General features: G+C 68.0%; 19 protein-coding genes. 12 read left to right on the plus strand and 7 right to left on the minus strand.

From position 1 onward, the window contains the following. Nucleotides 1–93: 93 nt before the first annotated feature. Genes G6N33_RS11090 through G6N33_RS11110 form a run of 5 tightly spaced genes read left to right on the plus strand, consistent with a single transcriptional unit; the run spans nt 94 to nt 6,342 of the window. Nucleotides 94–1,725: an SMP-30/gluconolactonase/LRE family protein gene (locus G6N33_RS11090; protein WP_044509292.1), complete on the plus strand. Its 1,632-nt coding sequence runs from the start codon at nt 94–96 to the stop codon at nt 1,723–1,725. After that, the gene (locus tag G6N33_RS11095) at nt 1,725–2,465 is read left to right on the plus strand and encodes a GntR family transcriptional regulator (protein ID WP_044509291.1); all 741 of its coding nucleotides are present in this window, start codon (nt 1,725–1,727) and stop codon (nt 2,463–2,465) included. Before G6N33_RS11090 ends, G6N33_RS11095 begins: the two co-directional genes overlap by 1 nt. Nucleotides 2,466–2,487: 22 nt before the next feature. Then, nucleotides 2,488–4,098 (plus strand): AMP-binding protein, encoded by a 1,611-nt coding sequence (locus G6N33_RS11100; RefSeq protein WP_044509290.1) that lies wholly within the window; start codon nt 2,488–2,490, stop codon nt 4,096–4,098. Beyond that, nucleotides 4,091–4,873 (plus strand): SDR family NAD(P)-dependent oxidoreductase, encoded by a 783-nt coding sequence (locus G6N33_RS11105; RefSeq protein ID WP_044509289.1) that lies wholly within the window; start codon nt 4,091–4,093, stop codon nt 4,871–4,873. Before G6N33_RS11100 ends, G6N33_RS11105 begins: the two co-directional genes overlap by 8 nt. Further along, a complete protein-coding gene (locus tag G6N33_RS11110) occupies nt 4,870–6,342 on the plus strand; it encodes an AMP-binding protein (protein ID WP_179962683.1) in 1,473 nt (490 codons plus the stop codon). The genes G6N33_RS11105 and G6N33_RS11110 overlap by 4 nt, the downstream gene beginning before the upstream one ends. Before the next feature lie 81 nt (nt 6,343–6,423). Here G6N33_RS11110 and G6N33_RS11115 read toward each other — a convergent pair whose 3' ends face one another. After that, nucleotides 6,424–6,894 carry an SRPBCC family protein gene (locus G6N33_RS11115; protein ID WP_044509286.1) on the minus strand — a complete coding sequence of 157 codons (471 nt, stop codon included), beginning with the start codon at nt 6,892–6,894 and terminating at the stop codon, nt 6,424–6,426. Between the two features lie 139 nt (nt 6,895–7,033). Here G6N33_RS11115 and G6N33_RS11120 point away from each other — a divergent pair, with 139 nt between their 5' ends. After that, on the plus strand, nt 7,034–7,258 hold the full coding sequence (locus G6N33_RS11120) for a hypothetical protein (RefSeq protein ID WP_044509285.1): 225 nt from the start codon (nt 7,034–7,036) through the stop codon (nt 7,256–7,258). Between the two features lie 92 nt (nt 7,259–7,350). On the opposite strand, the gene G6N33_RS11125 is transcribed toward G6N33_RS11120, so the two are convergent. Together G6N33_RS11125 and G6N33_RS11130 are read right to left on the minus strand one after the other, a co-directional pair. Beyond that, the gene (locus G6N33_RS11125) at nt 7,351–8,100 is read right to left on the minus strand and encodes a DUF899 domain-containing protein (protein WP_044509284.1); all 750 of its coding nucleotides are present in this window, start codon (nt 8,098–8,100) and stop codon (nt 7,351–7,353) included. 40 nt (nt 8,101–8,140) lie between these two features. Further along, nucleotides 8,141–8,914, minus strand: a complete 774-nt coding sequence (locus G6N33_RS11130) for an SDR family oxidoreductase (RefSeq protein WP_044509283.1) — start codon at nt 8,912–8,914, stop codon at nt 8,141–8,143. Between the two features lie 159 nt (nt 8,915–9,073). Here G6N33_RS11130 and G6N33_RS11135 point away from each other — a divergent pair, with 159 nt between their 5' ends. Both G6N33_RS11135 and G6N33_RS11140 read left to right on the plus strand, forming a co-directional pair. Continuing rightward, complete coding sequence (locus G6N33_RS11135) at nt 9,074–10,030, plus strand: sigma-70 family RNA polymerase sigma factor (RefSeq protein WP_044509282.1); 957 nt, start codon at nt 9,074–9,076, stop codon at nt 10,028–10,030. Nucleotides 10,031–10,189: 159 nt separating this feature from the next. Next, nucleotides 10,190–15,043 carry a cation-translocating P-type ATPase gene (locus G6N33_RS11140; RefSeq protein WP_044509281.1) on the plus strand — a complete coding sequence of 1,618 codons (4,854 nt, stop codon included), beginning with the start codon at nt 10,190–10,192 and terminating at the stop codon, nt 15,041–15,043. On the opposite strand, the gene G6N33_RS11145 is transcribed toward G6N33_RS11140, so the two are convergent. The 3 genes from G6N33_RS11145 to mrf form a co-directional block, all read right to left on the minus strand. Further along, on the minus strand, nt 15,040–16,602 hold the full coding sequence (locus tag G6N33_RS11145) for an AMP-binding protein (protein WP_044509280.1): 1,563 nt from the start codon (nt 16,600–16,602) through the stop codon (nt 15,040–15,042). The genes G6N33_RS11140 and G6N33_RS11145 overlap by 4 nt on opposite strands. After that, nucleotides 16,599–17,489: an SDR family NAD(P)-dependent oxidoreductase gene (locus tag G6N33_RS11150; RefSeq protein WP_044512666.1), complete on the minus strand. Its 891-nt coding sequence runs from the start codon at nt 17,487–17,489 to the stop codon at nt 16,599–16,601. Before G6N33_RS11150 ends, G6N33_RS11145 begins: the two co-directional genes overlap by 4 nt. Nucleotides 17,490–17,632: 143 nt before the next feature. After that, nucleotides 17,633–18,826, minus strand: coding sequence for a ribosome hibernation factor-recruiting GTPase MRF (gene mrf, locus G6N33_RS11155; RefSeq protein WP_044509279.1), 1,194 nt, complete (start codon nt 18,824–18,826; stop codon nt 17,633–17,635). Nucleotides 18,827–18,944: 118 nt separating this feature from the next. Here mrf and rpmB point away from each other — a divergent pair, with 118 nt between their 5' ends. The 4 genes from rpmB to rpsR are packed head-to-tail and all read left to right on the plus strand — an operon-like array spanning nt 18,945 to nt 19,905. After that, complete coding sequence (gene rpmB, locus G6N33_RS11160; RefSeq protein WP_044509278.1) at nt 18,945–19,181, plus strand: 50S ribosomal protein L28; 237 nt, start codon at nt 18,945–18,947, stop codon at nt 19,179–19,181. Next, on the plus strand, nt 19,181–19,345 hold the full coding sequence (gene rpmG / locus G6N33_RS11165) for a 50S ribosomal protein L33 (protein ID WP_044509277.1): 165 nt from the start codon (nt 19,181–19,183) through the stop codon (nt 19,343–19,345). Before rpmB ends, rpmG begins: the two co-directional genes overlap by 1 nt. Next, nucleotides 19,345–19,650, plus strand: coding sequence for a 30S ribosomal protein S14 (rpsN, locus tag G6N33_RS11170; protein ID WP_044509276.1), 306 nt, complete (start codon nt 19,345–19,347; stop codon nt 19,648–19,650). The genes rpmG and rpsN overlap by 1 nt, the downstream gene beginning before the upstream one ends. Continuing rightward, nucleotides 19,651–19,905, plus strand: coding sequence for a 30S ribosomal protein S18 (gene rpsR, locus G6N33_RS11175; RefSeq protein WP_044509275.1), 255 nt, complete (start codon nt 19,651–19,653; stop codon nt 19,903–19,905). On the opposite strand, the gene G6N33_RS11180 is transcribed toward rpsR, so the two are convergent. Beyond that, nucleotides 19,902–21,266, minus strand: a complete 1,365-nt coding sequence (locus G6N33_RS11180; RefSeq protein WP_044512665.1) for an aldehyde dehydrogenase family protein — start codon at nt 21,264–21,266, stop codon at nt 19,902–19,904. The two genes, rpsR and G6N33_RS11180, sit on opposite strands and share 4 nt — an antisense overlap. Nucleotides 21,267–21,282 lie beyond the last annotated feature (16 nt).

Consider the following 21,282-nt stretch of genomic DNA (forward strand, 5'->3'; position numbering starts at 1 on the left):
AGGTCGGGCAGGGACGCTTTCGCGGCTATTGTCTGGACTAGGAGGACTTGATAACGTCCAGCCCAACGGCTGACGGAAGGATCCCGGCGAGTAATGGCGCTCTCAATCCAGTCTTCGCGGCCGCCTTCGCGCTATGCGCCCGCCGACTCCGCGGCAGCGCCCCTCGACGTCGCCGCGGGGTGGGAGTTGCATCGGGTCACCGCGCCGAGCCGATTGTTCGGTGCCAATGGTCTGCGCACCGGCCCGGACGGTCGCATCTACATCGCGCAGGTGACCGGCAGCCAGATCAGCGCGCTGGATCACCGCACCGGCGAACTGGTAACCACCAGCCCCCAGGGTGGCGACATCGTCGCGCCCGACGACGTCGCCTTCGACGCGCACGGCAACCTGTACGCCACCGAGGTGATGGACGGCCGGGTCAGTGCCCGCGACAGCAACGGGAACACGCGGGTATTGCGCGACGACGTGCCGTGCGCCAACGGCATCACCTTCCACCAGGACCGGCTGTTCATCGGTGAATGCCGAGACGGCGGACGACTGCTGGAATTCGACCTGACCGGCGGGCCACCCCGGGTGCTGTTGGAGAACGTGCCCTCGCCCAATGCGATGGAGGTGGGCCCGGACGGCTTGCTGTACTTCCCGGTGATGACCGCCAACGAGATCTGGCGCATCGACCCCGACGGGGGTGAACCGCACTGTGTAGCAAGAGATCTCGGCGTCCCGGATGCGGTCAAATTCGACGCTGACGGGTACATTGTCTCGACACAGGTGGCCAGCGGGCAGGTGCTGCGCATCGATCCACGCACCGGCGAACAACGTCTGCTCGCCCAGCTGAATCCGGGACTGGACAACTGCACCTTCGTCGGAGATCGGCTGTTTGTCTCCAATTTCACCGGTGAGATCACCGAGATATCACCGGACGGCACCGCACAGCCGGTATTGGCGGGTGGACTCAACTGGCCGCTGGATCTGGCCGTCGGCGACGACGGACTGCTCTACATCGCCGACGGCACCTATTTCTATGCGGCACTGCCCGACGGGTCCGTGCACACCGCGGGAATGCTGTTCAGCCCCGGCTATCCCGGGTTTTTGCGCGGCGTCGCGGCCAGCGGTCCCGGTGAGTTTATCGTCACCACCTCCGGGGGCCAGGTCGGTCGCTACCGGCCGGCGGCGAACGAAACCGAGTTCCTGGCAGACGGTTTCGATCAGCTCTACGGTGTTGCGCTCAGCCCCGCCGGTGTGGTCGTTGCGGAGCTGGGCACCGGCCGGGTGCTGGCGCTGCGGTCGGGGGCCGTCACGGTGCTGGCCGCCGAGCTGCGGGAGCCGGTCGGCGTCGCGATCGACACCGACGGGTCGTGCCTGGTCGCGGAGTCCGGAGCCGGCCGAGTGGTCCGGGTGAATGGCGGCACCGTCGATACCGTGGTCGACGACCTGCAACGGCCACAGGGCGTTCTAGTTCGCGATGGTGTCCTCTACGTCGTCGACGCGGGCGCCAAGGAGGTGGTCGCCGTCGATCTGGCTGGTCGCACGCGCCAATCGATCGCGTCGGGACTACCAGTCGGTGCCCCACCCGGTGTGACGCCCAAACCGCTGCGCGGCATGCCTCCGTTCTCCGGACCACAGGGCCCGTTCGCCGGCATCGCGGCCGCGTCCGACGGGACGCTCTATGTGTCGGCCGACGGCGACGGCAGCGTGCTGGCACTGCGCCGGACCCGGTCCGACTGATGGCCCAGGCCATCGCGGGCGACCACCGCTACCTTCAGATCGCGCGCACGCTGCGTAAAGAGATCGTGGACGGCGTGTATCCGGTCGGCTCGCAGCTACCGACCGAACACCAGCTGTGCGAGCGATTCGCGGTGAGCCGCTACACCATTCGCGAAGCGCTGCGGCGGCTGCGCGAGGACAACCTGATCGCGTCTCGGCCGCGTGCGGGCACCCGGGTGGTGCCTCGGCCTGCGTCGAGTTCCTATGCCCAGGACGCGATGTCGATCGACGATCTGCTCGCGTTCGCGGCCGGCGCACAGCTGACTATCGAATCGAACGCGATGGTGACTATCGACGACGAGCTGGCCGCCCGGATCGGGCTCGAGGCCGGCAGCCAATGGCTCTCGGTGCGCGGCTACCGGCAGGCCGACGGGGCGACGGTGCCGATCTGCCGAACCGAGTACTACATCAGCCGCAGCTTCGCCGCGGTCGGCCGGCTGCTGCAACGCCACGCCGGGCCCATTTTTCCGTTGATCGAGGATCTGTTCGGCGTGAGCATCGCTGCGCTGCACCAGGAAATCGCCGCCGTCGTGCTCTCCCCCGAACTGGCCGACAGGCTCGGCGCGGCGGCCGGAACCGCGGCCCTGCAGATGCGTCGCACCTACACCACCTCCGATGGGGAGGTGGCCCAGGTGACGATCAACACCCACCTGTCGTCGAGGTTCCGCTACGCCATGACGATGCGTCGCGTGACCGGGTAAGGCCACCCAAGATGAGGTCGACGTGAGCGCTCAGCCCCCGCGGGACCAAGTGCGCGCGGCGGAAGCGTACCGCCGCGGATGGTGGGTGCACACCACGCTGGCCGATTCGCTGCGCACCGCCGCGGAACTGTTGCCCAGCCGAATCGCCTTGGTGGACGGGGATATTCGGCTCGACTGCGCGACCCTGCACACCCAGGCCACCGCACTGGCCACCGCCTTGCTGTCGCGGCTGCCGCCAGCCAGCGTGGTGTCGTTCATGCTGCCGAACTGGCACGAAGCCGCCGTGATCTACCTGGCGGCCACCCTGGCCGGCATGGTGGTCAACCCCATCCTGCCGTCGCTGCGCGACCACGACCTGCGTTTCATCCTCGAAGATGCCGCGACTGCCCTCATCTTCGTCCCGCACAGTTACGGCGGGCATGCCTATGCGGCAATGCTCGACCGCGTGACGGCCACCATGAATCCGGCACCTCCCGTGGTGGTGCTACGCGGCGACGCCGGTCGGCACCTGCCATACCGGCAGCTGCTCGAACAGCCACCGGACGTCGCGGCCCTGCCGGTGCTGGATCCCGACACGGTGCGGATGATCCTGTACACCTCCGGCACCACTAGCCGGCCCAAAGGGGTGTTGCACACCCATAATTCGATCCATGCGCTGATCTGTCAGATCCGCGACCACTGGATGGTGACCCGCGGTGATACCTTCCTGGTGCCGTCGCCCATCGCCCATATCGGCGGCTCGATCTACGCGTTCGAATGTCCGCTACTGCTGGGCTCCACCGCGGTGCTGATGGACCGATGGGATGCGGCCGAGGCGGTCGCCCTGATGGACACCGAACGCTGCACCCACATGGCCGGCGCCACTGTTTTTCTGCAGCAACTGTTGGCCGCCGCCGAACGCGCCGGCACCCGGCTGCCTCACCTGAAAATGTTCATCTGCGGCGGCGCATCCGTACCACCGTCCCTGATTCGCCGGGCCGCATGTTATTTCGATCGGGCGGTCGTCACCCGGGTGTACGGCTGCACCGAAGTGCCCGTCACCACCGTCGGCGCACCACGGCCCGACGAAGCCGACCGCGCCGCCGACACCGATGGGCGGCCCGGCATCGCCGAGATCAAGCTCGTCACTCACGACGCCGCACCCGCGGGTGACGCGGAGATCTGTGTCCGCGGCCCGCAGCTGTTCGCGGGCTACCACCATCCCGAGGACACCGCCGAGTCTTTCGACGCCGCAGGCTTTTTCCGCACCGGCGACCTTGGGCGCTGGGTGGACGGACAGTACCTGATCGTGACCGGCCGGGCCAAGGACGTGATCATCCGCAGCGGTGAAAACATCTCGGCCAAGGAAGTCGAGGACCTGCTGGCCGACCATCCCGGCATCGCCGAGATCGCCGTCGTTGGGCTGCCTGATGACCGGACCGGGGAGCGGGCTTGCGCCGTGATCGTGCCCTCGGGTACCGCCCGACCGGACGTCGCGAGCCTGCTGGAATTGCTGGTGCGCAAGGGCGTCGCCAAGTTCAAGGCGCCGGAACAGGTCGTGGTCTGGGATGCCCTACCGAAAAACGATGCGGGCAAGGTGCTCAAGCATCGGATCCGAGCGTCGTTGACTCAGGCGGAGGCAAAGGATGGCTAAGAGGCAAGTCGCAATCGTCACCGGAGCAAGCAGCGGCATCGGCTGGGGATGCGCCGCCAAGCTCGCCGAGATGGGCATGGCCATTGTGGGCGCGGGTCGCGACCGAGACCGGCTGGCCGGTCTGGAGCAGGCGGTCGGCGAGCCGGATCGGATCGCGACCCTGGCCGTCGATCTGACCGACGACGACGCGCCGGGCCGCATCGTGGACCTCGCGGTCGACCGGTGGGGCCACATCGACTTCCTGATCAACAACGCCGGGGTGGGCAATCCCAAACCGCTGCATGAAACAGACGACGAAACCCTGGACTACTTCCTGGGTTTGATGTTGCGGGCTCCGTTTCGGCTGGCGCGTGAGGTGCTACCGCACATGGCGCCGGGATCGGCCATCATCAACGTCACGTCGACCTTCGCCGTCGTGGGCGGCCTGCGCGGCGGCGCCTACTCCGCGGCTAAGGGCGGGCTCACCGCGCTCACCACGCACATCGCCTGCCAGTACGGTGCATCCGGAATCCGCTGCAACGCAGTGGCTCCCGGTGTGACGGTGACGCCGATGGTCGAGCGGCGGCTGCAGGACGAGCGATTCCGCAAGATCAACACCGAGATGACGCCACACCAGCGGCTGGGCCGGATCGACGACATCGCCAGCACGATCGCCTTCCTGTGCTCCCCCGGTGGAAGTTTCATCAACGGCCAAACGATCGTCGTCGACGGCGGCTGGAGTTCGACCAAGTATCTGTCGGAATCCGCCTTGGCGGCACAGTGGATCGAGCGATGAACCTGTTCGCGATGCTCGATCAAGCCGCGAGCCGATTTCCCGACCGCGGCGCGTTGTATCGCGGGCCGCACCGGGTATGCACCTGGGTTCAGTTGCGCGATCGTGCCTTACGGCTGGCCGCGGCGATCCGGCAGCAGCACGGTGCGGGTGCCCGCATCGCGATCGCCACGCATAACCGCCCCGAGATTGTCGAGTTGATGTTCGCGATCTGGGCCGCCGAGTGCGTGGTCGTCCCAATCAATTACAAGCTGCATCCGCGCGAGATGGTGCAAATCCTCGACGACGCGGGCGCAGCGGAGGTGTTCGCCTCGGCGTCCCTCGGCGCCCAGCTCGCCTCGATGACCGCGGCGCCGGTGGAAACCATTGATTCCGAAGGTTATTCGCGTCGACTTGGTACCGCGCCGGCGGCGCCGACGCACACCGATCCGAACACGCTGGCCTGGCTTTTCTACACCAGCGGAACCACCGGCAAGTCGAAGGGCGCGATGTTGTCGCACCGCAACCTCACGGCGATGACCGTGGCGCACCTGGCCGACATCGACGCTGCGGACGAGCACTGCAGCCTGGTGCACACCGCGCCGATGTCGCACGGCTCCGGCCTGTACGTGCTGCCGTACGTGCTGCGCGGCGCACGCCAGGTGGTACCCGAATCGGGCGGCTTCGATCCCGACGAATTCCTGGATCTGTGCGAGCATCACCCGGGTGCCGGCGCATTTTTAGCCCCGACGATGGTGCAACGGCTGGTGGCCACGGGCCGGAGCCGCCCCGCCAATCTCCGGACGATCGTCTACGGCGGCGGCCCGATGTACGTCGAGAGCCTGCGCAAGGCGGTCGCGGCATTCGGGCCGATCTTCGCCCAGATCTATGGCCAGGGCGAGTCGCCGATGACCATCACCGGACTGCGCCGCGTCGACCACGAAACCGACGACGACGCGATTTTGGGTTCGGTCGGCTATGCCCGGTCGGGAATGGAGGTTGCGGTGCTGCGCGCCGATGGCGACATGGCGCCCGTCGGTGAAATCGGCGAAATCGTGTGCCGCGGAGACGCGGTTATGTCGGGGTATTGGCAGCATCCGGACGCGACCGCCGCCACTCTCAAAGACGGCTGGCTCTATACCGGCGATCTGGGTTCGATCGACGCCCGCGGTTTTCTCACCCTGCGGGACCGGTCAAAGGATGTGGTCATCAGCGGCGGGAGCAACATTTATCCCCGGGAGGTGGAGGAGGCGCTGCTCGAGCACCCGGCCGTCGCGGAGGCCTGCGTGGTCGGCACCCCCGACACCCAGTGGGGCGAGGTGGTGGTGGCGTTCATCGTCGGCGCGGTCGAGCCCGCGGTGTTAGATGCGCACCTGTTGCGGCGCATCGCGCGGTTCAAACGGCCGAAGCGTTATGAATTCGTCGACGAGCTACCGAAAAACAGCTACGGCAAGGTACTCAAGCGCGAGCTGCGCGCCCGCCTGGCGCCGTGAGCCCGGCGGGTCACCCGCCGGCGAAATCAATGACGCCGGCAATGTTGCGACGCTTTCGCAGAGCTCCGAATGCCTCGTTGATCATCGCGACCCGCCGGCCTCGAAGTGACTGCGGATGCCGGCCAGCATCTCGACGTGGGCCTTGACCCCCTCGCGAATGGTCACCCCAGCCAGCAGCCGCGGGGCAGTGATTCCGATCCGCTCGGTGACCCGCGTGCCACCGCCCACCGCGTCGAAACTCACTCGGCCCCGCAACCGTACCCCGGGTGACTGATCGGCCTCGGTCAGCACGTCGCCGCTGGCGGGCACGCTCAGCCGAGCCCGATAAGTGGTCCGTAACGTCAACGGGCCCAGTCGGATTCGGTCGACCACCCGGTAGGTCTGCTGGTATCCGCCTGGAGTCTCGACGCGGGACAGCGTCTCCACCGACACGATCAGCGGGTGTACGTGCTTGATGTTGTCGAGGTCCACGTAGTAGTCGCGTACCGCCTCCGGCGGTGCGGGCACCAGCTCGCTTAGTGCCCGGTCGGCGTGCACGGTCCACCATCCCATAGGAAGAAGCTAACTCGTGATAGTCCGAAGCTAGCTCGATCGCGACGGAGGCGGCGTGTGGGGCCGGAATGCAGCAACGAACCCGCCACCGCATAGTGGTCTATTCCCTCACCAGCGGATCTGACCTAACGTGTCATGGATGGAGGCAGAGGCAACTCCGGAATCGGTGCCGGTCGAGAAATTGCACTCGGGCGACCCGATCACCGATTGTGGTCAGCGATACATAGTTCTCGAGTCGAAATCTCTCGGCGATAGCTGTGTAGTGCTGGAGTTGGAGTCCCGGGTGGACCACCAGCTGCAGGTCATCGAGAAGTCATTTCCGGCCGGATATCAGGTCGATCGGGCGAACCACCGAATTCTGTAGCGAATTCTGCCCGGTCCCAATAGTGCGCGAGTAGCCGTCCGACGGCTACCGCGCTTTCGTGTTTGAGGCCGAATGTTCTCGCCGACCGGTGCTCAATCGACGCGCGGTGGCCGAATGTCGTCGGGGTCGTTCGGGTCAGGTTCGCCGAACCATCGCGACGGCTCGTGCTCACCGTATGAGTCATGCCAGTCCCACCATTCGTACGGCGCGGTCTGCGGGTACTCCGGCGGCGAATCCTCCCAGGACTCCTGTCGGCCCAATGCCGTCATGTCCAGGAAGCTCCAGGTGGTGCCCAGCGCCTCGTCGCCCCGGTTGTTGATGAAGTAGGTCCGAAAGATGCGATCGCCGTGGTGGATGAACGCGTTGGTGCCGTGCCATTCGTGCACACCGAAGTCAACGTCAAAACGAGCACCGAGGCTGTCGGTGATGGTGTACCAGGGCATGCGCCAACCCATCCGCGCCTTCAGCCGCTCGATGTCGGCCTGCGGCGCCCGCGAGGCGAACACCAGCGTGGTGTCACGGGCATTGAGATGCGCGAGATGGCCGATGTGGTCGGCGATCATCGAACAGCCGCGACAGGCGTGGTCTGGCCAGCCGTGAATGTCGGGCCCGAAAAACGCGCGGTAGACGATCAACTGCCGGCGCCCCTCGAACAGATCGAGTAGGTCCACCCTGCCATCGGGACCGTCGAATTCGTAACGCTGGTCCACGGCCTGCCACGGCATCCGCCGTCGCAGCGCGGCCAGGGCATCGCGGGCCCGGGTCAACTCCTTCTCTTTCACCAGCATTCGCCGATGTTCGGCCTCCCATTCCGGTGCCGACACGATCGGGGGTGTGTTCATGGTGTTGTCTGCCTTCCCTTCTCGACTTTCGCGGCTCGCTTCAGGCCAACGGCGTCAAACCCGACGCGGCGAGCAGGTACGCACCGTGTCCCCGCACGCCGCCGGTTGCGATCGCGACCACCGAAACGCCGACGTGTTCGGCGGTGAGCACGGGGCCGGTCGATTCGACGAAGGTGTCGACGTCGAGGCGTTGCCGCGCCGCGTAGGCCGCAACCGCCTTCGCGCCCAGGTCGGTGACCGGCGTCAGCACCGGCAGCAGCGAGGTGAACGCGATGCCGAGTCCGGCGCGATTCGACTCGTCGGCGGCGTAGCTGCCGATGAACCTGATGGTCGCCTTGGCGCCGGCGTAACCACCGGACAGTGGTGACCCGTTGACGGCGGCGCCGCTGGACATCAGGATCACCGCGCTACCCGGTGGCAGCGGACGCCGCAACGCGCTGCGGGTCCAGTGCAACGCCTGGGCGACATCGACGTTCCAGTTGGCGCTAAAGCTCTCCCAGCTGTGCTCCTGCACCGCGCTCAGCTGCGGGGCCGCACCCGCGCACAGCACCAGCGTGCGCGGTGCGTACTTGTCGATGAGCTCGGCGGCGGTGGCCGGGTCGGCGGCGTCGGCCACCACGGGGATGAACGCGTCGCCCAGCTCGGCTCGGGACTCGTCGAGCCGGGCGGCGCTGCGTGCAACGCCGACTACCTCGGCGCCGGCCGCCGTCAACGCGGTCGCAATGGCGCGGCCGAATCCGCGGCTCGCCCCGGTCACGATCGCGGTGGTGCCGACGAGGCCGTCGACGTGGGTCTGGGTCTGGGGCTGGGTCATGTCGTACTCGCTTTCTCAGTGAACTCCTCCGCCAATTCAGATACGGCGAATCGACGCGATTCATCGCTTGCGACCGATGAATTTGGCCGTCTCGCCGACTCAGTACCTGCAGTAGGGTTCCGGGCCAACCGGTCCCACGTCCGAGATGGGAGGACGACCGTGCCGGCTCAGGAAGAGTTCATCGAGCAGGCGGCCCCGTTCCGCGCCGAGCTGATCGCGCACTGTTACCGGATGCTCGGCTCGGTGCACGACGCCGAAGACCTGGTGCAGGAGACGTATCTGCGCGGCTGGCGGGGATATCAGGCGTTCGAAGAGCGCGCGACGCTGCGCACCTGGCTGTACCGGATCGCCACCACGGCATGCCTGCGTGCGCTGGAACAGCGCGCCCGGCGGGTGTTGCCGGCCGGACTGGGCGACAGTTCGCTCGACCCGCACGCCGACCTCGACACCACCTTGGGCGCCCATCAATGGCTCGAACCCATCCCGGACACCCACCTGTTCGCGACTCCGGAAGAGACCGTCACCGCGCGGCTCAGTGTGCGGCTGGCCGTGATGACCGCGCTGCAGGAGCTGCCCGCCCGCCAGCGCGCCGCGCTGATTCTGCGTGACGTCGCACAGTTCAGCGCCGCCGAGGTAGCCGAACTTCTCGAAACCACGCCCGCCGCGGTCAACAGTTCGCTACAGCGGGCGCGGGCCCGGCTGGCCGAGATCTCGCCCACCGAAGACGACGCCGTCGAACCGGACAGCGCGGCGCGCCGCCAGTTGCTCGACCGTTACTGCACGGCATTCGAAAACGCCGACATGGCCGCACTCACCGCGTTGTTGCAGACCGACGTGAGACTCGAAATGCCACCGCTGCGCGTGTGGTTCACCGGCCGCGCCACCGTGATGGAATTCCTTGCCGCACGGGCGTTTAGCAGACCCGGTGACGTCTCGATGGTGGCGACTGCGGCGAATGGTCAACCCGCCGTTGCCGAGTACCGTCGCGCCGCGGACGGCGTCCTGCGGGCGCATTCGATTCACGTGCTCACCCCGGGTGCCACGGGCATCGCCCGGGTCATCGTTTTCCTCGATCCGGCGTTGTTCGCAAGGTTTGATTTGCCGCCCGATCGGTAAACTGCCGAAGGGACGCGATTACACCCGCCGGTCACACAGCGAATACCCAGCCACCAGAGCCGTGGTGTCATCGCCCGGCCTGCCTTCAGGCGCACATGTAGACAGGTCACGGGCACCCCAGGATTATTAGCGCGGTAGACGTCTGCGAAGGATGACTGAATGAAGATTCCGGGTGTATCCGGCGTGGTTGCTGGTGTCACCGGCGGAGCGGCTCAGCTAGTCAAGGCCGGCGTTTCCACGGCGGCGGGCGCTGCCGGTGCGGTGCAGCTACTGGCCAGCCCGGTCGTCGAACTGGCGGGTCCGGTGGTGCAGTCGGTGGCCACCTCCACCGGCCGGGCGCTCGGGATGAACATGTCGGCCGACGGTTCCCCGGAACGCATCAGGCCTCCGGTGCGGTGGCGTAGCGGTCAGCGGGTGCACCTCGATTTGGACCCGCTGTTGCCGTTTGCCCGCTGGTATGAGTATTCGGCGGTCGTCGAGGAGCCGGTTCGCCGGATTCCGGGGGTGGCCCACGCCCATGTCGAGGGCGCGCTGGGCCGGTTGGTGGTCGAGCTTGCTCGCGGCGCCGACAACGATGCTGTCGTGGAGGAAGTGCGATCGACGGTGGCCGACATCGCCGCCGATCTGGCGTCCAGCAAGTCCGACCTGCCGGCCTCGGCGCCCTTCGCCGACCCCGGCAATCCGTTGGCGATTCTGGTGCCGTTCACCGCGGCTGCCCTGGATATGGTCGCAGTGACGGCGGCCCTGACCGGCTGGGTGGCCCGCCTGCCCGCGGCACCGCAGACCACTCGGGCCGCGGCGGCGCTGATCAACCATCAACCGCGCATGGTCTCGATTTTGGAGTCGAGGCTGGGCCGGGTGGGTACCGATGTCATGCTGGCGGCCGCGACCGCGGCGGCACACGGGCTGACCCATTCATTCGGCACACCGCTACTCGACATGACGCAGCGGACCTTGCAGATCGCCGAGGCGGCGGCGCACCGCCGGGTGTGGCGGGACCGGGAGCCGCATCTGGCCTCGCCGGATCGTCCGCAGGCGCCGGTGGTCCCGGTCATCTCCTCGGCCGGCGTGAAGTCGCAAATGCCCCGGCACAGCTGGGGGGCCGCGGCGGCGGGCGAGGCATCACACGTCGTGGTCGGCGGCACCATCGACGCGGCGATGGACAAAGAAAAGGGCTCGATGGCCGGGCCGGTGGAAAGTTACGTCGATTCGGCGGCCAACGGCTCGCTGATCGCCGCGGCCAGTGCCCTGGTGGCCGGCGGCGGTACCGAAGATGCCGCCGCGGCGATCGAGGCCGGCGTGCCGCGCGCCGCGCACGTCGGCCGACAGGCGTTCGCGGCGACCCTGGGTCGCGGCCTCGCCAACGACGGCCAGCTGGTCCTCGATCCGGGCGCGTTGCGCCGGCTGGACCGGGTGAAGGTGGTCGTGATCGACGGAGCCGCGCTGCGCGGTGATCACCGCGCCGTGCTGCGATCGATCGGGGAGGCGCCGGGCTGGGACGATGACCGGGTCTACGAGGTCGCCGACGCGCTGCTGCACGGCGAGGAGGCCCCCGAACCCGACCAGGACGAACTACCTGCCACCGGAGCACAGCTGAGATGGGTTCCGGCACAAGGTCCTTCGGCGATGCCTGCCCAGGGCCTGGAGACCGCCGACCTGGTGGTGGACGGCGAACGGGTGGGCAAGGTCGAGGTCGGCTGGGAAGTGGATCCCTATGCGATCCCGTTGCTGCAGACCGCCAACCGGACCGGGGCCCGCGTGGTACTGCGACACGTCGCCGGCACCGAGGATCTGACGGCGAGCGTCGCGGCGACGCACCCGCCGGGTACGCCGTTGCTCAGTGTGGTCCGGGAGCTGCGGGCCGACCGCGGACCGGTGCTGCTGATCACCGCGGTGCACCGCGATTTCGCATCGACGGACACCCTGGCTGCGCTGGCGATCGCTGATGTTGGTGTGGCACTTGATGATCCGCGTGCGGCCACGCCATGGACGGCTGACATCATCACTGGCACCGACCTGGCCGCCGCGGTTCGTATGCTGTCCGCGATTCCGGTCGCACGTTCGACCAGCGAATCGGCGGTGCACCTGGCTCAGGGCGGCACGACGCTGGCCGGGTTGCTATTGGTCACCGGGACCGATCAGAACCAGAACAAAAACCCGGTGAGCTTTCGGCGCTGGCTCAACCCGGTCAACGCCGCCGCGGCCACGGCGCTGGTGGCCGGCACCTTCTCGGCGAGCAGGGTGTTGCGGCTGCCGGACCCGACCCCACAACCACTGACCGCCTGGCACGCGCTGGATCCGGAAATCGTCTATTCGCGACTCGCCGGCGGTGCGCGGCCAATGGCGGTGCAGAGCCTGACCCCGTCGTGGCGTCGCCGCCTCGACGACCTCTCCTACAGCCCCCCGTTCGCGGGCCTGCGTGGACCGCTGCACAGCGTGGCGCGGTTGGCCGCGGCCACCCGGGTCGAACTCGCCGACCCGCTGACCCCGATTCTGGCCGTCGGGGCGGCCGCCTCGGCGATCGTCGGCAGCAACATCGATGCACTGCTGGTCGCTGGCGTGATGACGGTTAACGCGATAACCGGTGGGGCGCAACGGCTGCGGGCCGAGGCAGCGGCCGCCGAGTTGTTCGCCGAACAAGACCAACTGGTCCGTCGCGTCGTGGTGCCTGCGGTGGCCACCACCCGGCGCCGCCTGGAGGCGGCCCGGCACGCGACCCGCACGGCCACGGTGTCCGCCAAGTCGCTACGGCCGGGCGACGTCATCGATCTGGCCGCCCCGGAAGTGGTACCAGCCGACGCGCGTCTGCTGATAGCCGAAGATCTCGAGGTCGACGAGTCGCTGTTGACCGGCGAGTCGCTTCCGGTGGACAAGCAGGTGGAGCCGGTCGCGGTCAACGACCCGGAACGGGCCAGCATGCTGTTCGAAGGCAGCACCATTGTCGCGGGGCACGCGCGGGCGATCGTCGTGGCCACCGGGGTGAATACCGCTGCGCACCGGGCAATTTCGGCCGTCGCCGACGTCGAGACGTCGGCCGGTGTCCAAGCGCGGTTGCGCGAGCTCACCAGCAAGGTGTTGCCGCTGACCCTGACCGGGGGCGCGGCGGTGACCGCGTTGGCGTTGCTGCGCCGCGCGTCGCTGCGTCAAGCGGTCGCCGACGGCGTCGCGATCGCGGTCGCCGCGGTGCCGGAGGGCCTGCCGCTGGTGGCCACGTTGTCCCAGTTGGCCGCCGCGCAGCGCTTGACGGCGCGCGGTGTGCTGGTCCGCTCGCCGCGCACTATCGAGGCGCTGGGGCGCGTCGACACTGTGTGTTTCGACAAGACCGGCACGCTCACCGAGAACCGGTTGCGGGTGCTTTGTGCGGTGCCGCACGACGCCCGCCCGGGCGATGCCTTCCCGGAGGCCGAGGATCCGCGGTCGGCGGCCGTGCTGCGGGCAGCCGCGTGGGCCTCCTCCCAGCCCCAAAACGGGCAAGGCCACGCCCATGCCACCGACGAGGCCATCATCACCGCCGCGAGTTTCCTGCTGACCAAGAACAATTCGGGCTGGCAGCTGCTCGCTGAAGTGCCCTTCGAATCCAGCCGTGGGTATGCCGCCTCGATCGGCACCCTCGGCTCGGACCCGGACGCGCCGGTGCTGATGCTCAAGGGCGCCCCGGAGATCGTGCTGCCCCGCTGCCGGTTCACCGACCCGGCGGCCGACCGCGCGCACGCCGAATCCGTGGTACGCGGGCTCGCCGAACGGGGCTTGCGGGTACTGGCGGTGGCGCGCCGCCCTTGGCCGAACGGAACCACCCACGACGAGGACACCGACGTCGACGCCGTCGATGCCACCGCCCACGATCTGGAGCTGCTGGGCTATGTCGGCCTGGCGGATACCGCGCGAGCCTCGTCGCGTCCGCTGATCGAAGCGTTGGAGGCGGCCGGTCGTGACGTCGTACTGATCACCGGTGACCACCCGATCACCGCGCGGGCGATCGCACGTCAGCTGGGACTGCCGGCGGATGCACGGGTGGTCACCGGGGCGGAGCTGGCCGGCCTCGATGAGGACGCCTGCGCCAAGATGGTCGCCGATGTCCAGGTGTTCGCCCGCGTCAGCCCGGAGCAGAAGGTACAGATCGTCGCGGCGCTGCAGCGCTGTGGCCGGGTGACGGCGATGGTCGGCGACGGCGCCAACGACGCCGCCGCGATCCGGATGGCCGACGTGGGTATCGGCGTCAGTGGCCGCGGGTCGTCGGCCGCCCGCGGCGCGGCCGATATCGTCTTGACCGACCGGGATTTGAGTGTCCTGCTCGACGCGCTGGTCGAGGGCCGGAGCATGTGGGCAGGGGTTCGCGATGCCGTGACGATCCTGGTCGGCGGCAACGTGGGCGAGGTGCTGTTCACCATCATCGGGACCGCGTTCGGTCAGGGCCGCGCGCCGGTAGGGACCCGGCAGCTGCTGCTGGTGAACTTACTCACCGACATGTTCCCGGCGCTGGCGGTCGCCGTCACATCGCAATACGCCGAGCCCGAGGAAGCGGAGTACGACACGCAGGAGGCGGCCGAAAATGCGCGGGCTGCACACCGTCTCGCCGTGCTGACCGGACCGCGGCCGTCACTCGACGCACCCTTGATGCGCCAAATCATCACCCGGGGTGTCGTCACCGCCGCGGGCGCGACAGCAGCTTGGGGCATCGGGCGTTACACGCCGGGCAGCGAACGTCGCACGGCGACAATGGGATTGGCCGCGCTGGTGACAACGCAGCTGGCGCAGACGCTGCTGACACGCCAGCACAGCCCGCTGGTGGTGGCGACCGCGCTGGGCAGTGCGGGCGTGCTGGTCGGCATTATTCAAACACCGGTGGTCAGCCAGTTCTTCGGCTGCACACCGTTGGGCCCGGTCGCCTGGTCCGGCGTGGTCGGAGCGACGGCCGGCGCCACCGCGATCTCCTGGCTGGCACCGAACTGGCTGAACAAGACGATCGGGGTATTGCAGCCGATCGACGAGTCCGAGGACGAGCCGGACGCCTAGGACGTCAGTGCCCTGCGGATGACCTTGCCGGCGGGATTGCGCGGAATGCTGTCGACCAGGTGGATGTCGCGTGGTTGTTCGAAACGAGAAACCTTGCCCTTGAGGAACTCTCGTAGCGCCGTCACATCGACTTCACGCCCGTCGCGCGGTACCACGAACGCGGCCAGTCGTCGCCCGAACTGCTCGTCGTCCACTCCGACGACCGCCGTCTCGGCAACGTCGGGATGTTCGGCGAGCGCGTTCTCCAGCGCCCGCGGATAAACGTTCTCACCGCCGGACACAATCATGTCGTCCTCGCGGCCGACGATGTAGAGCCGGCCCGCATTGTCGAGGTAGCCCATGTCGCCGGTGCTGGTGTGGCCGTCGATGACGTGCTTGCCACCACCGCCGGTGTAGCCGTCTGAGCTCAGTTCACCTCCGACGAAGATGCGGCCGGTCACCCGGGGTCCGACGGGCCGGCCGCTGCGGTCGTAGATGCGCACCGGGCAGCCCGCGACCGGCCTGCCCACCGTCTCCGGCGCGGCCCGCAGCTCAGCCGGAGTCGCCAGCGAACCGATTCCGACTTCCGTCGAGCCATACAGGTTGTAAAGGACGTCGCCGTACTCGTCCATGAAGCGGCGCGCCAGGGTCGGGTCGAGTCGGTCTCCGCTGCAGATCACGACTTTCAGCGATGCCAGCGGGTTTCGCATCCGCACGCGCTGGGGCAGATCCAGGATGCGTGCCAGCATGATCGGCACGACGCTCATCGCGTCGGCGCGGTGCAGGGACGCCTGAGCGAGCGTTTGTTCGGCGTCGAAGCGGCGACGGGTCAGCATGGTGGCGCCCAGGCTGACCGCGAGTGTCATGATGCCGAACCCGAGGCCGTGAAACATTGGCGTTGCCAGGGCAATCCGTGCACCTGCGCGTAGGTGGGTGCGTTCCAGAATCGTCACTCCGGCTCCCAGCCCGGTGCTGATCCGGGGAGTGCGCGGCGCGCCTTTGGGAATACCGGTGGTGCCCGACGTGAGTAACACAATGCGACCCGACGGTGCGACCTTGGGACGTGACCTGCCCGCAGCCGGCGGAGCCTCGGCCGGGTCGAGCACCTGAATCGACGGCAGGGCGTCACGAATGTGACCGGCAAACTCGTTGTCGCACAACATCGTTGCCACCTGGTGTGTGCCGAGCGCACCGGCCAGAGCATCGCTGCGAAACTCGGTGTTCACTAGCACCACATCCGCTCCGACCAGCGCGGTGGCGAACACGGCCGACACGAAATCACGACCGTTTCGGCACATGACGCCGACCGCCTTGCCCGGTCCGGCGCCGGTGTCGACGAGCTGGCGGGCCAGCGATTCGGTTTCGGCCTGCAGCTCGCGATAGTTCAGCGCCCCGTCGTCGTCGATGATTGCCGTGCGTTGCGGCCAGCGCGCCGCCGCGACCGCCAGCAGCGTGTAAAGGTTTGTGCCAGCGCGATACACCTCGCGCACCAGCCGTAGCGCCTGCAGCGGTGCGGGAATCCTCAGCAGCCTCGACGACACCAGCGCGCGGGCGGCGGTGCCGGCCACAGTGCCGCTCATCGGTCTTCCTGGCGCGTGGCCGAGTCCGCCAGGAACCGGCGGTACCACAGCCGGGCGGCCCGTTCGGCCGGTCCGGCCAATAGCACGGAGACCACCTCGGCCGGAAACACCCACGGCGGTTCCAGCGTCCGCGGGCGTTCGATGACCGCCTTGCCGATGACGTCGGCGGCCTCCTCGGCGGACAGCCCGGGCAGCCGGCCCAACACCGGCGTCGGGGTGATCATCCGGGTCCGAACCAGTGCGAAGTAGATCGAGGTGACCTGCACGGCGTCGGCGTGCAGTTCGGGGGCCACGCTGCGCAGCCAGCGGTCGAACGCGCCCTTGGACGCCTGATAGGCGCCCCACTGCGGACCGGGCACCACCCGCACGCCGACGCTGGACACGTTCACGATCTGGCCGCCGCCGTTTTCCCGCATGGCCGGTAGCAATCCCAGCAGCAGCCAGATCGGGCCCAGATAGTTGATGTCGATGGTGCGCTGGAAGTCGTGCGGGCGGTCGTACTGCTGATGCAGTGAGCGGCGCAGCGATTTACCGGCGTTGCTGACCACGATGTCGAGCGGTCCGTGGGTCTCGGTGATCTGCTTGGTCAGCACGTGGACGGCGGCCTCGTCGCTGAGGTCGGTCGGGTATGCGCTGGCCTGGCCGCCGCCGGCATTGATGGCCGCGGCGAGGTCGTCGAGCCGTTCCGCCGACCGGGCGACCACCAGGACCGTGGCCCCGGCCGCGGCGAATCGGCGGGCCGTCGCCTCGCCGATTCCGTAGGACGCGCCGGTGACCAGCACCGTCTTGCCGGAGACGACCGCACGCAGCTGATCGGGGTCCGACAGCCGTGGCGGATTGGCCAATCGGTCGGTCGCCCTTGTCAACGCCTGACCTATCAAGTTCACCTTCACACCGCTTCACCGAGCTGGCGGGTCGAGTCGTGGTGTAACGCTGTTGTCTTAACGCCCGTGACTCGTAACCTACAGCTACCAGACGGCACGCACCGCCGGAACCACCGGTCGGGGCCACCCGGTGTAGCGGCGCTCGGTCAGGATTCGCGGCGCTCCGCGTCGGGTGCGGCTTCTTCTGGGGCGCTGCTGATTTCGTCGCACGGATCCTGGTGCCAGTCACCGAAGGGATCGCGATATCCGCGCCAGTCCTGCGGTGCCGCCATTTCCGCGTCGGTGAGCAGTGCCCCATGTAGGGCGTCGAGGATGTCCGGCGACTCGGCGCCGCAGACCAGCACCGTCATCGCCGTGTGCCGGTCGCCGAACTGGTATTCCCACTGCAACTCGGCGAACAGGCTGCGTTCCGGGTCGACATTGGCCACTTCCCGAGCGGTCATGGCGGCCAGCCACTTTCCCGCGCTGGAAACCCGCAGACCGCCGCCGGCCGATTCCAGCCACATGACCTGGTCGGGCCGGCTGGCCAGCCAGAGCCGCCCACGGCTGCGCACCACACCGCTCAGCAGCAGATCGACCGCGGCATGCAAGCGTTCCGGGTGGAACGGGCGGCGAGCATTGAACTCGACGATGCGTACCGGCCCATCCGCGGCAAGCGGCGGCAGTCCGGCCAGCAGCCAGCCATGCGGGTGGTCGCTGCGACCGCGCCGGGAGTTGTCGTCGAGGTTGGCCAGGGCCACGTCGACCCGCTCCTGCCCCACGGTGATCCGTGACCGCGGGGCGAGCCGACGCAGCACGGCCAGCGTCACCGGATCGGGCCGGGTCAGCACCAGCAGATCGGCGAACTCCGCCTGGCCGACGACGACCTGGGCCATTGTGCGGCCGTCCGACAGCACCGCGTCCCCGAGCGCACGATGAAGCCAGGTGCGGGTATCGATGCATGTCACCACGCCCGCGATCGCCACGTCCAGGGCGGCCGGGCCCTCCGGGTAGCCGAGGCCGACGTTCACCCGGACGTGGTTGATCGCGACGCAGATGGGTTCCGGCTCGAGCCACGGGGCCAGATGCACGACAATGCGCTCGACCCCGTCGCGATGAGCTAGCTTGCGCAGCAGCACCAAGAGGTCGTTGCGTACGGTGCACGACACGCACCCGTGCGCCAATTCCAAGGCGTCCTCGGCGGTGCTCAGTTCGCCGCGCCGCAGCATGCTCGTCGTCCGTCGCACGACGTGGCCGTCGAATTGGTGCTCGACGACCACGGTTCCGGACCGGCACAGCAGCCCGCCTGTCACCGCGTCCGTGTCGCCCTGCCCCGCTACCAAAACCACCGGCGCCCGCATCCCGACTCCTTATTGCAAACGATTTTCATTAACGCCGTTGCCACGGTACAGTGCGGGGCGGGGCCTTGTCGAAAATGATTTTCAATAACTGGGGTGGTCCTGGAAAGGAGCCGTCGTCATGCCCATGCGGTGTCAGGTGACCGGTCGCACGGTCGGGTTCGGTAATTCGGTGTCGCATTCGCATCGACGAACCCGACGGCGGTGGTCCCCCAATATCCAGACCAAGACCTACTTTCTGCCCTCGGAGGGCCGGCGCATCACGTTGCGTGTGAGCGCTAAGGGCATCAAGGTCGTCGATCGCGACGGCATCGAGGCCGTCGTCGCCCGATTGCGCCGAGAAGGACAGCGCATCTGATGGCGCGCAACGAAATTCGTCCCCTGGTCAAGCTGCGTTCCACCGCCGGCACTGGCTACACCTACATCACCCGCAAGAACCGGCGCAACGATCCCGACCGGCTCACGCTGCGCAAGTATGACCCAGTCGTGCGCCGCCACGTCGAGTTCCGGGAAGAGCGCTGATGGCCAAGAAATCCAAGATAGTCAAGAACGACCAGCGCCGCGCACTGGTCGCGCGCTACGCGCAGCGGCGCGCGAGCCTCAAGGAGATCATTCGATCGCCGCGCAGCACACCAGCAGAACGGCTGGCCGCGCAGCAAGCACTGGCCCGCCAGCCACGCGACGCCAGCGGGGTGCGGATCCGCAACCGGGACTCGATCGATGGCCGGCCGCGGGGGCACCTGCGCAAGTTCGGGTTGTCTCGCGTGCGGGTGCGCGAACTGGCCCATCGCGGGGAACTGCCCGGCATCCGGAAAGCGAGTTGGTGAATGGCGGGCAAATCGAGGCGCCCAAATAAGCCGGTGTCGGCGGAGAACCGGAAGAACCTACTTGCCAGCCTCGGTCTGGCGACCATCGATTACAAGGACACCAACACATTACGGGTGTTCATCTCCGACCGGGGCAAGATTCGGTCGCGGCGCGTCACCGGTCTGACAGTCCGGCAGCAACGACAGGTCGCGACCGCCATCAAGAACGCGCGCGAGGTGGCGCTGTTGCCCTATCCCGCGACCACCCGAGGTTAGTCCCGAACGAATCCCTTGTTGCACATCAAGAAGTCCGCCAGAAATCCGTCGTGCGGAATGCTGGGTGCGCTGTAGTGCGTCGGGTGGTTTCCCCGATAGACGTTGCGCACCGTCGGTTCACCCAGTAAACCGTCGATCAGGCTGTCGTCATCGGTAATCACGGTGATCACCAACGATTTTCGTAGCGGCTCCAGGCCATCGCCCCGTGACCACGGCGAGATCCACACGCAGGGGAACGGTAGTTCGACGTTGAGCTTGTCGACATCTGGTTCGGTCAGCAGATGCACGGCCGGACGCAGGGCGGCGCAGCCGTCGCCCAGGACGGCGACCACCTGATCGGCGCCGCGCAACGCAGTCGCGCCGGCGGCCTTGACCGCCAGGTAGTCCGCGGTCGCCTGCGCCTTTGCGACGGGCTGAGTGGGCAGGACGGCGCGCTCATCGTCGGTCGGCATCGGCTCGATCGCCGACAGCCGTTCAGCGACGGCCGCGGCGAGTGGGGCGGGGTCGCCCTCGTACAACACCGCGGTGGTGTTGACGCAGGCCATCCCGCCCAGGCTCCCGATCGACTCGACAACCATGTCGAGGTGGTCGCGCCAATCCTGGCTCGCCGTGATCAGTATCTTCGCGCGGCCGGGCCCGTTGACCAACACCGTCGAATCACCGGCGTATTTGTCCACGACGTCTTGACCGCCGTACACCAGGGCGAGGTCGGCGGCCCGGATGACCTCGTCGGCCCCGCGGTGGTCGGTCGGCAGAAAGGTCACATCTTCGTTCCGAAAGCCCGCCTGTCGGAACGCATTAACCAGTCGGTACCCGGTCAGTGGTTCGCGTCGGGAGGGGCGCACCGCGACGCGGTAACCCAGGGCGAGCGCTTGCGGCCAGGTGCCGTGCACCCCCGCGCCGTTTCCGGCAGCGTGCACGGCAAAGACCTCGCCGCGGCGTGTCCACACCGCGGCGCCGGCGCGGGTGCGTTCCTCGCGCCAGTCACCGGCCGCGCCGACCGGTTGTGCGGGCCGCACCGCATCGACGGCATGAGCCACCGCATCAGCAACACCGTGTGCGGCGGCACGGGTGACCGCGATCGGCGCACCCGAAATCCGGCTGGTCAGTGCGACATACCCGGCGAAGTCCATGCCCCCGATGACGCCGGTAAGGAAGATCTGGGCCGCCTTGGCCAGTGCGCTTTCGCGCCGCCCAACGGGCAATGGGACCGCCTTGCGCTGGGCGTTGATGGTGCGTGCCACATACAGCGGCGGCACCACGCTCAATTCGGCAACCGGCGTGCCCGCCGTGGTGGCGATGACCTCCCGGGTGCGGGTCCGATACTCGCCGTCGGCTCCGAGCGCGTCAATAGCCGCCAATTCGGCGGTAACGCTT

Origin of the sequence: Mycobacterium simiae (assembly GCF_010727605.1) — a bacterium.
In the GTDB taxonomy this organism is placed as follows: Bacteria; Actinomycetota; Actinomycetes; order Mycobacteriales; family Mycobacteriaceae; genus Mycobacterium; species Mycobacterium simiae.

Coding starts and splice junctions, on each gene's coding strand:
- G6N33_RS11090 (WP_044509292.1), top strand. CDS start 94: ATGGCGCTCTCAATCCAGTCTTCGCGGCCGCCTTCGCGCTATGCGCCC.
- G6N33_RS11095 (WP_044509291.1), top strand. CDS start 1,725: ATGGCCCAGGCCATCGCGGGCGACCACCGCTACCTTCAGATCGCGCGC.
- G6N33_RS11105 (WP_044509289.1), top strand. CDS start 4,091: ATGGCTAAGAGGCAAGTCGCAATCGTCACCGGAGCAAGCAGCGGCATC.
- G6N33_RS11110 (WP_179962683.1), top strand. CDS start 4,870: ATGAACCTGTTCGCGATGCTCGATCAAGCCGCGAGCCGATTTCCCGAC.
- G6N33_RS11115 (WP_044509286.1), bottom strand. CDS start 6,894: ATGGGATGGTGGACCGTGCACGCCGACCGGGCACTAAGCGAGCTGGTG.
- G6N33_RS11120 (WP_044509285.1), top strand. CDS start 7,034: ATGGAGGCAGAGGCAACTCCGGAATCGGTGCCGGTCGAGAAATTGCAC.
- G6N33_RS11125 (WP_044509284.1), bottom strand. CDS start 8,100: ATGAACACACCCCCGATCGTGTCGGCACCGGAATGGGAGGCCGAACAT.
- G6N33_RS11130 (WP_044509283.1), bottom strand. CDS start 8,914: ATGACCCAGCCCCAGACCCAGACCCACGTCGACGGCCTCGTCGGCACC.
- G6N33_RS11140 (WP_044509281.1), top strand. CDS start 10,190: ATGAAGATTCCGGGTGTATCCGGCGTGGTTGCTGGTGTCACCGGCGGA.
- G6N33_RS11145 (WP_044509280.1), bottom strand. CDS start 16,602: ATGAGCGGCACTGTGGCCGGCACCGCCGCCCGCGCGCTGGTGTCGTCG.
- mrf (WP_044509279.1), bottom strand. CDS start 18,826: ATGCGGGCGCCGGTGGTTTTGGTAGCGGGGCAGGGCGACACGGACGCG.
- rpmB (WP_044509278.1), top strand. CDS start 18,945: ATGCCCATGCGGTGTCAGGTGACCGGTCGCACGGTCGGGTTCGGTAAT.
- rpmG (WP_044509277.1), top strand. CDS start 19,181: ATGGCGCGCAACGAAATTCGTCCCCTGGTCAAGCTGCGTTCCACCGCC.
- rpsN (WP_044509276.1), top strand. CDS start 19,345: ATGGCCAAGAAATCCAAGATAGTCAAGAACGACCAGCGCCGCGCACTG.
- rpsR (WP_044509275.1), top strand. CDS start 19,651: ATGGCGGGCAAATCGAGGCGCCCAAATAAGCCGGTGTCGGCGGAGAAC.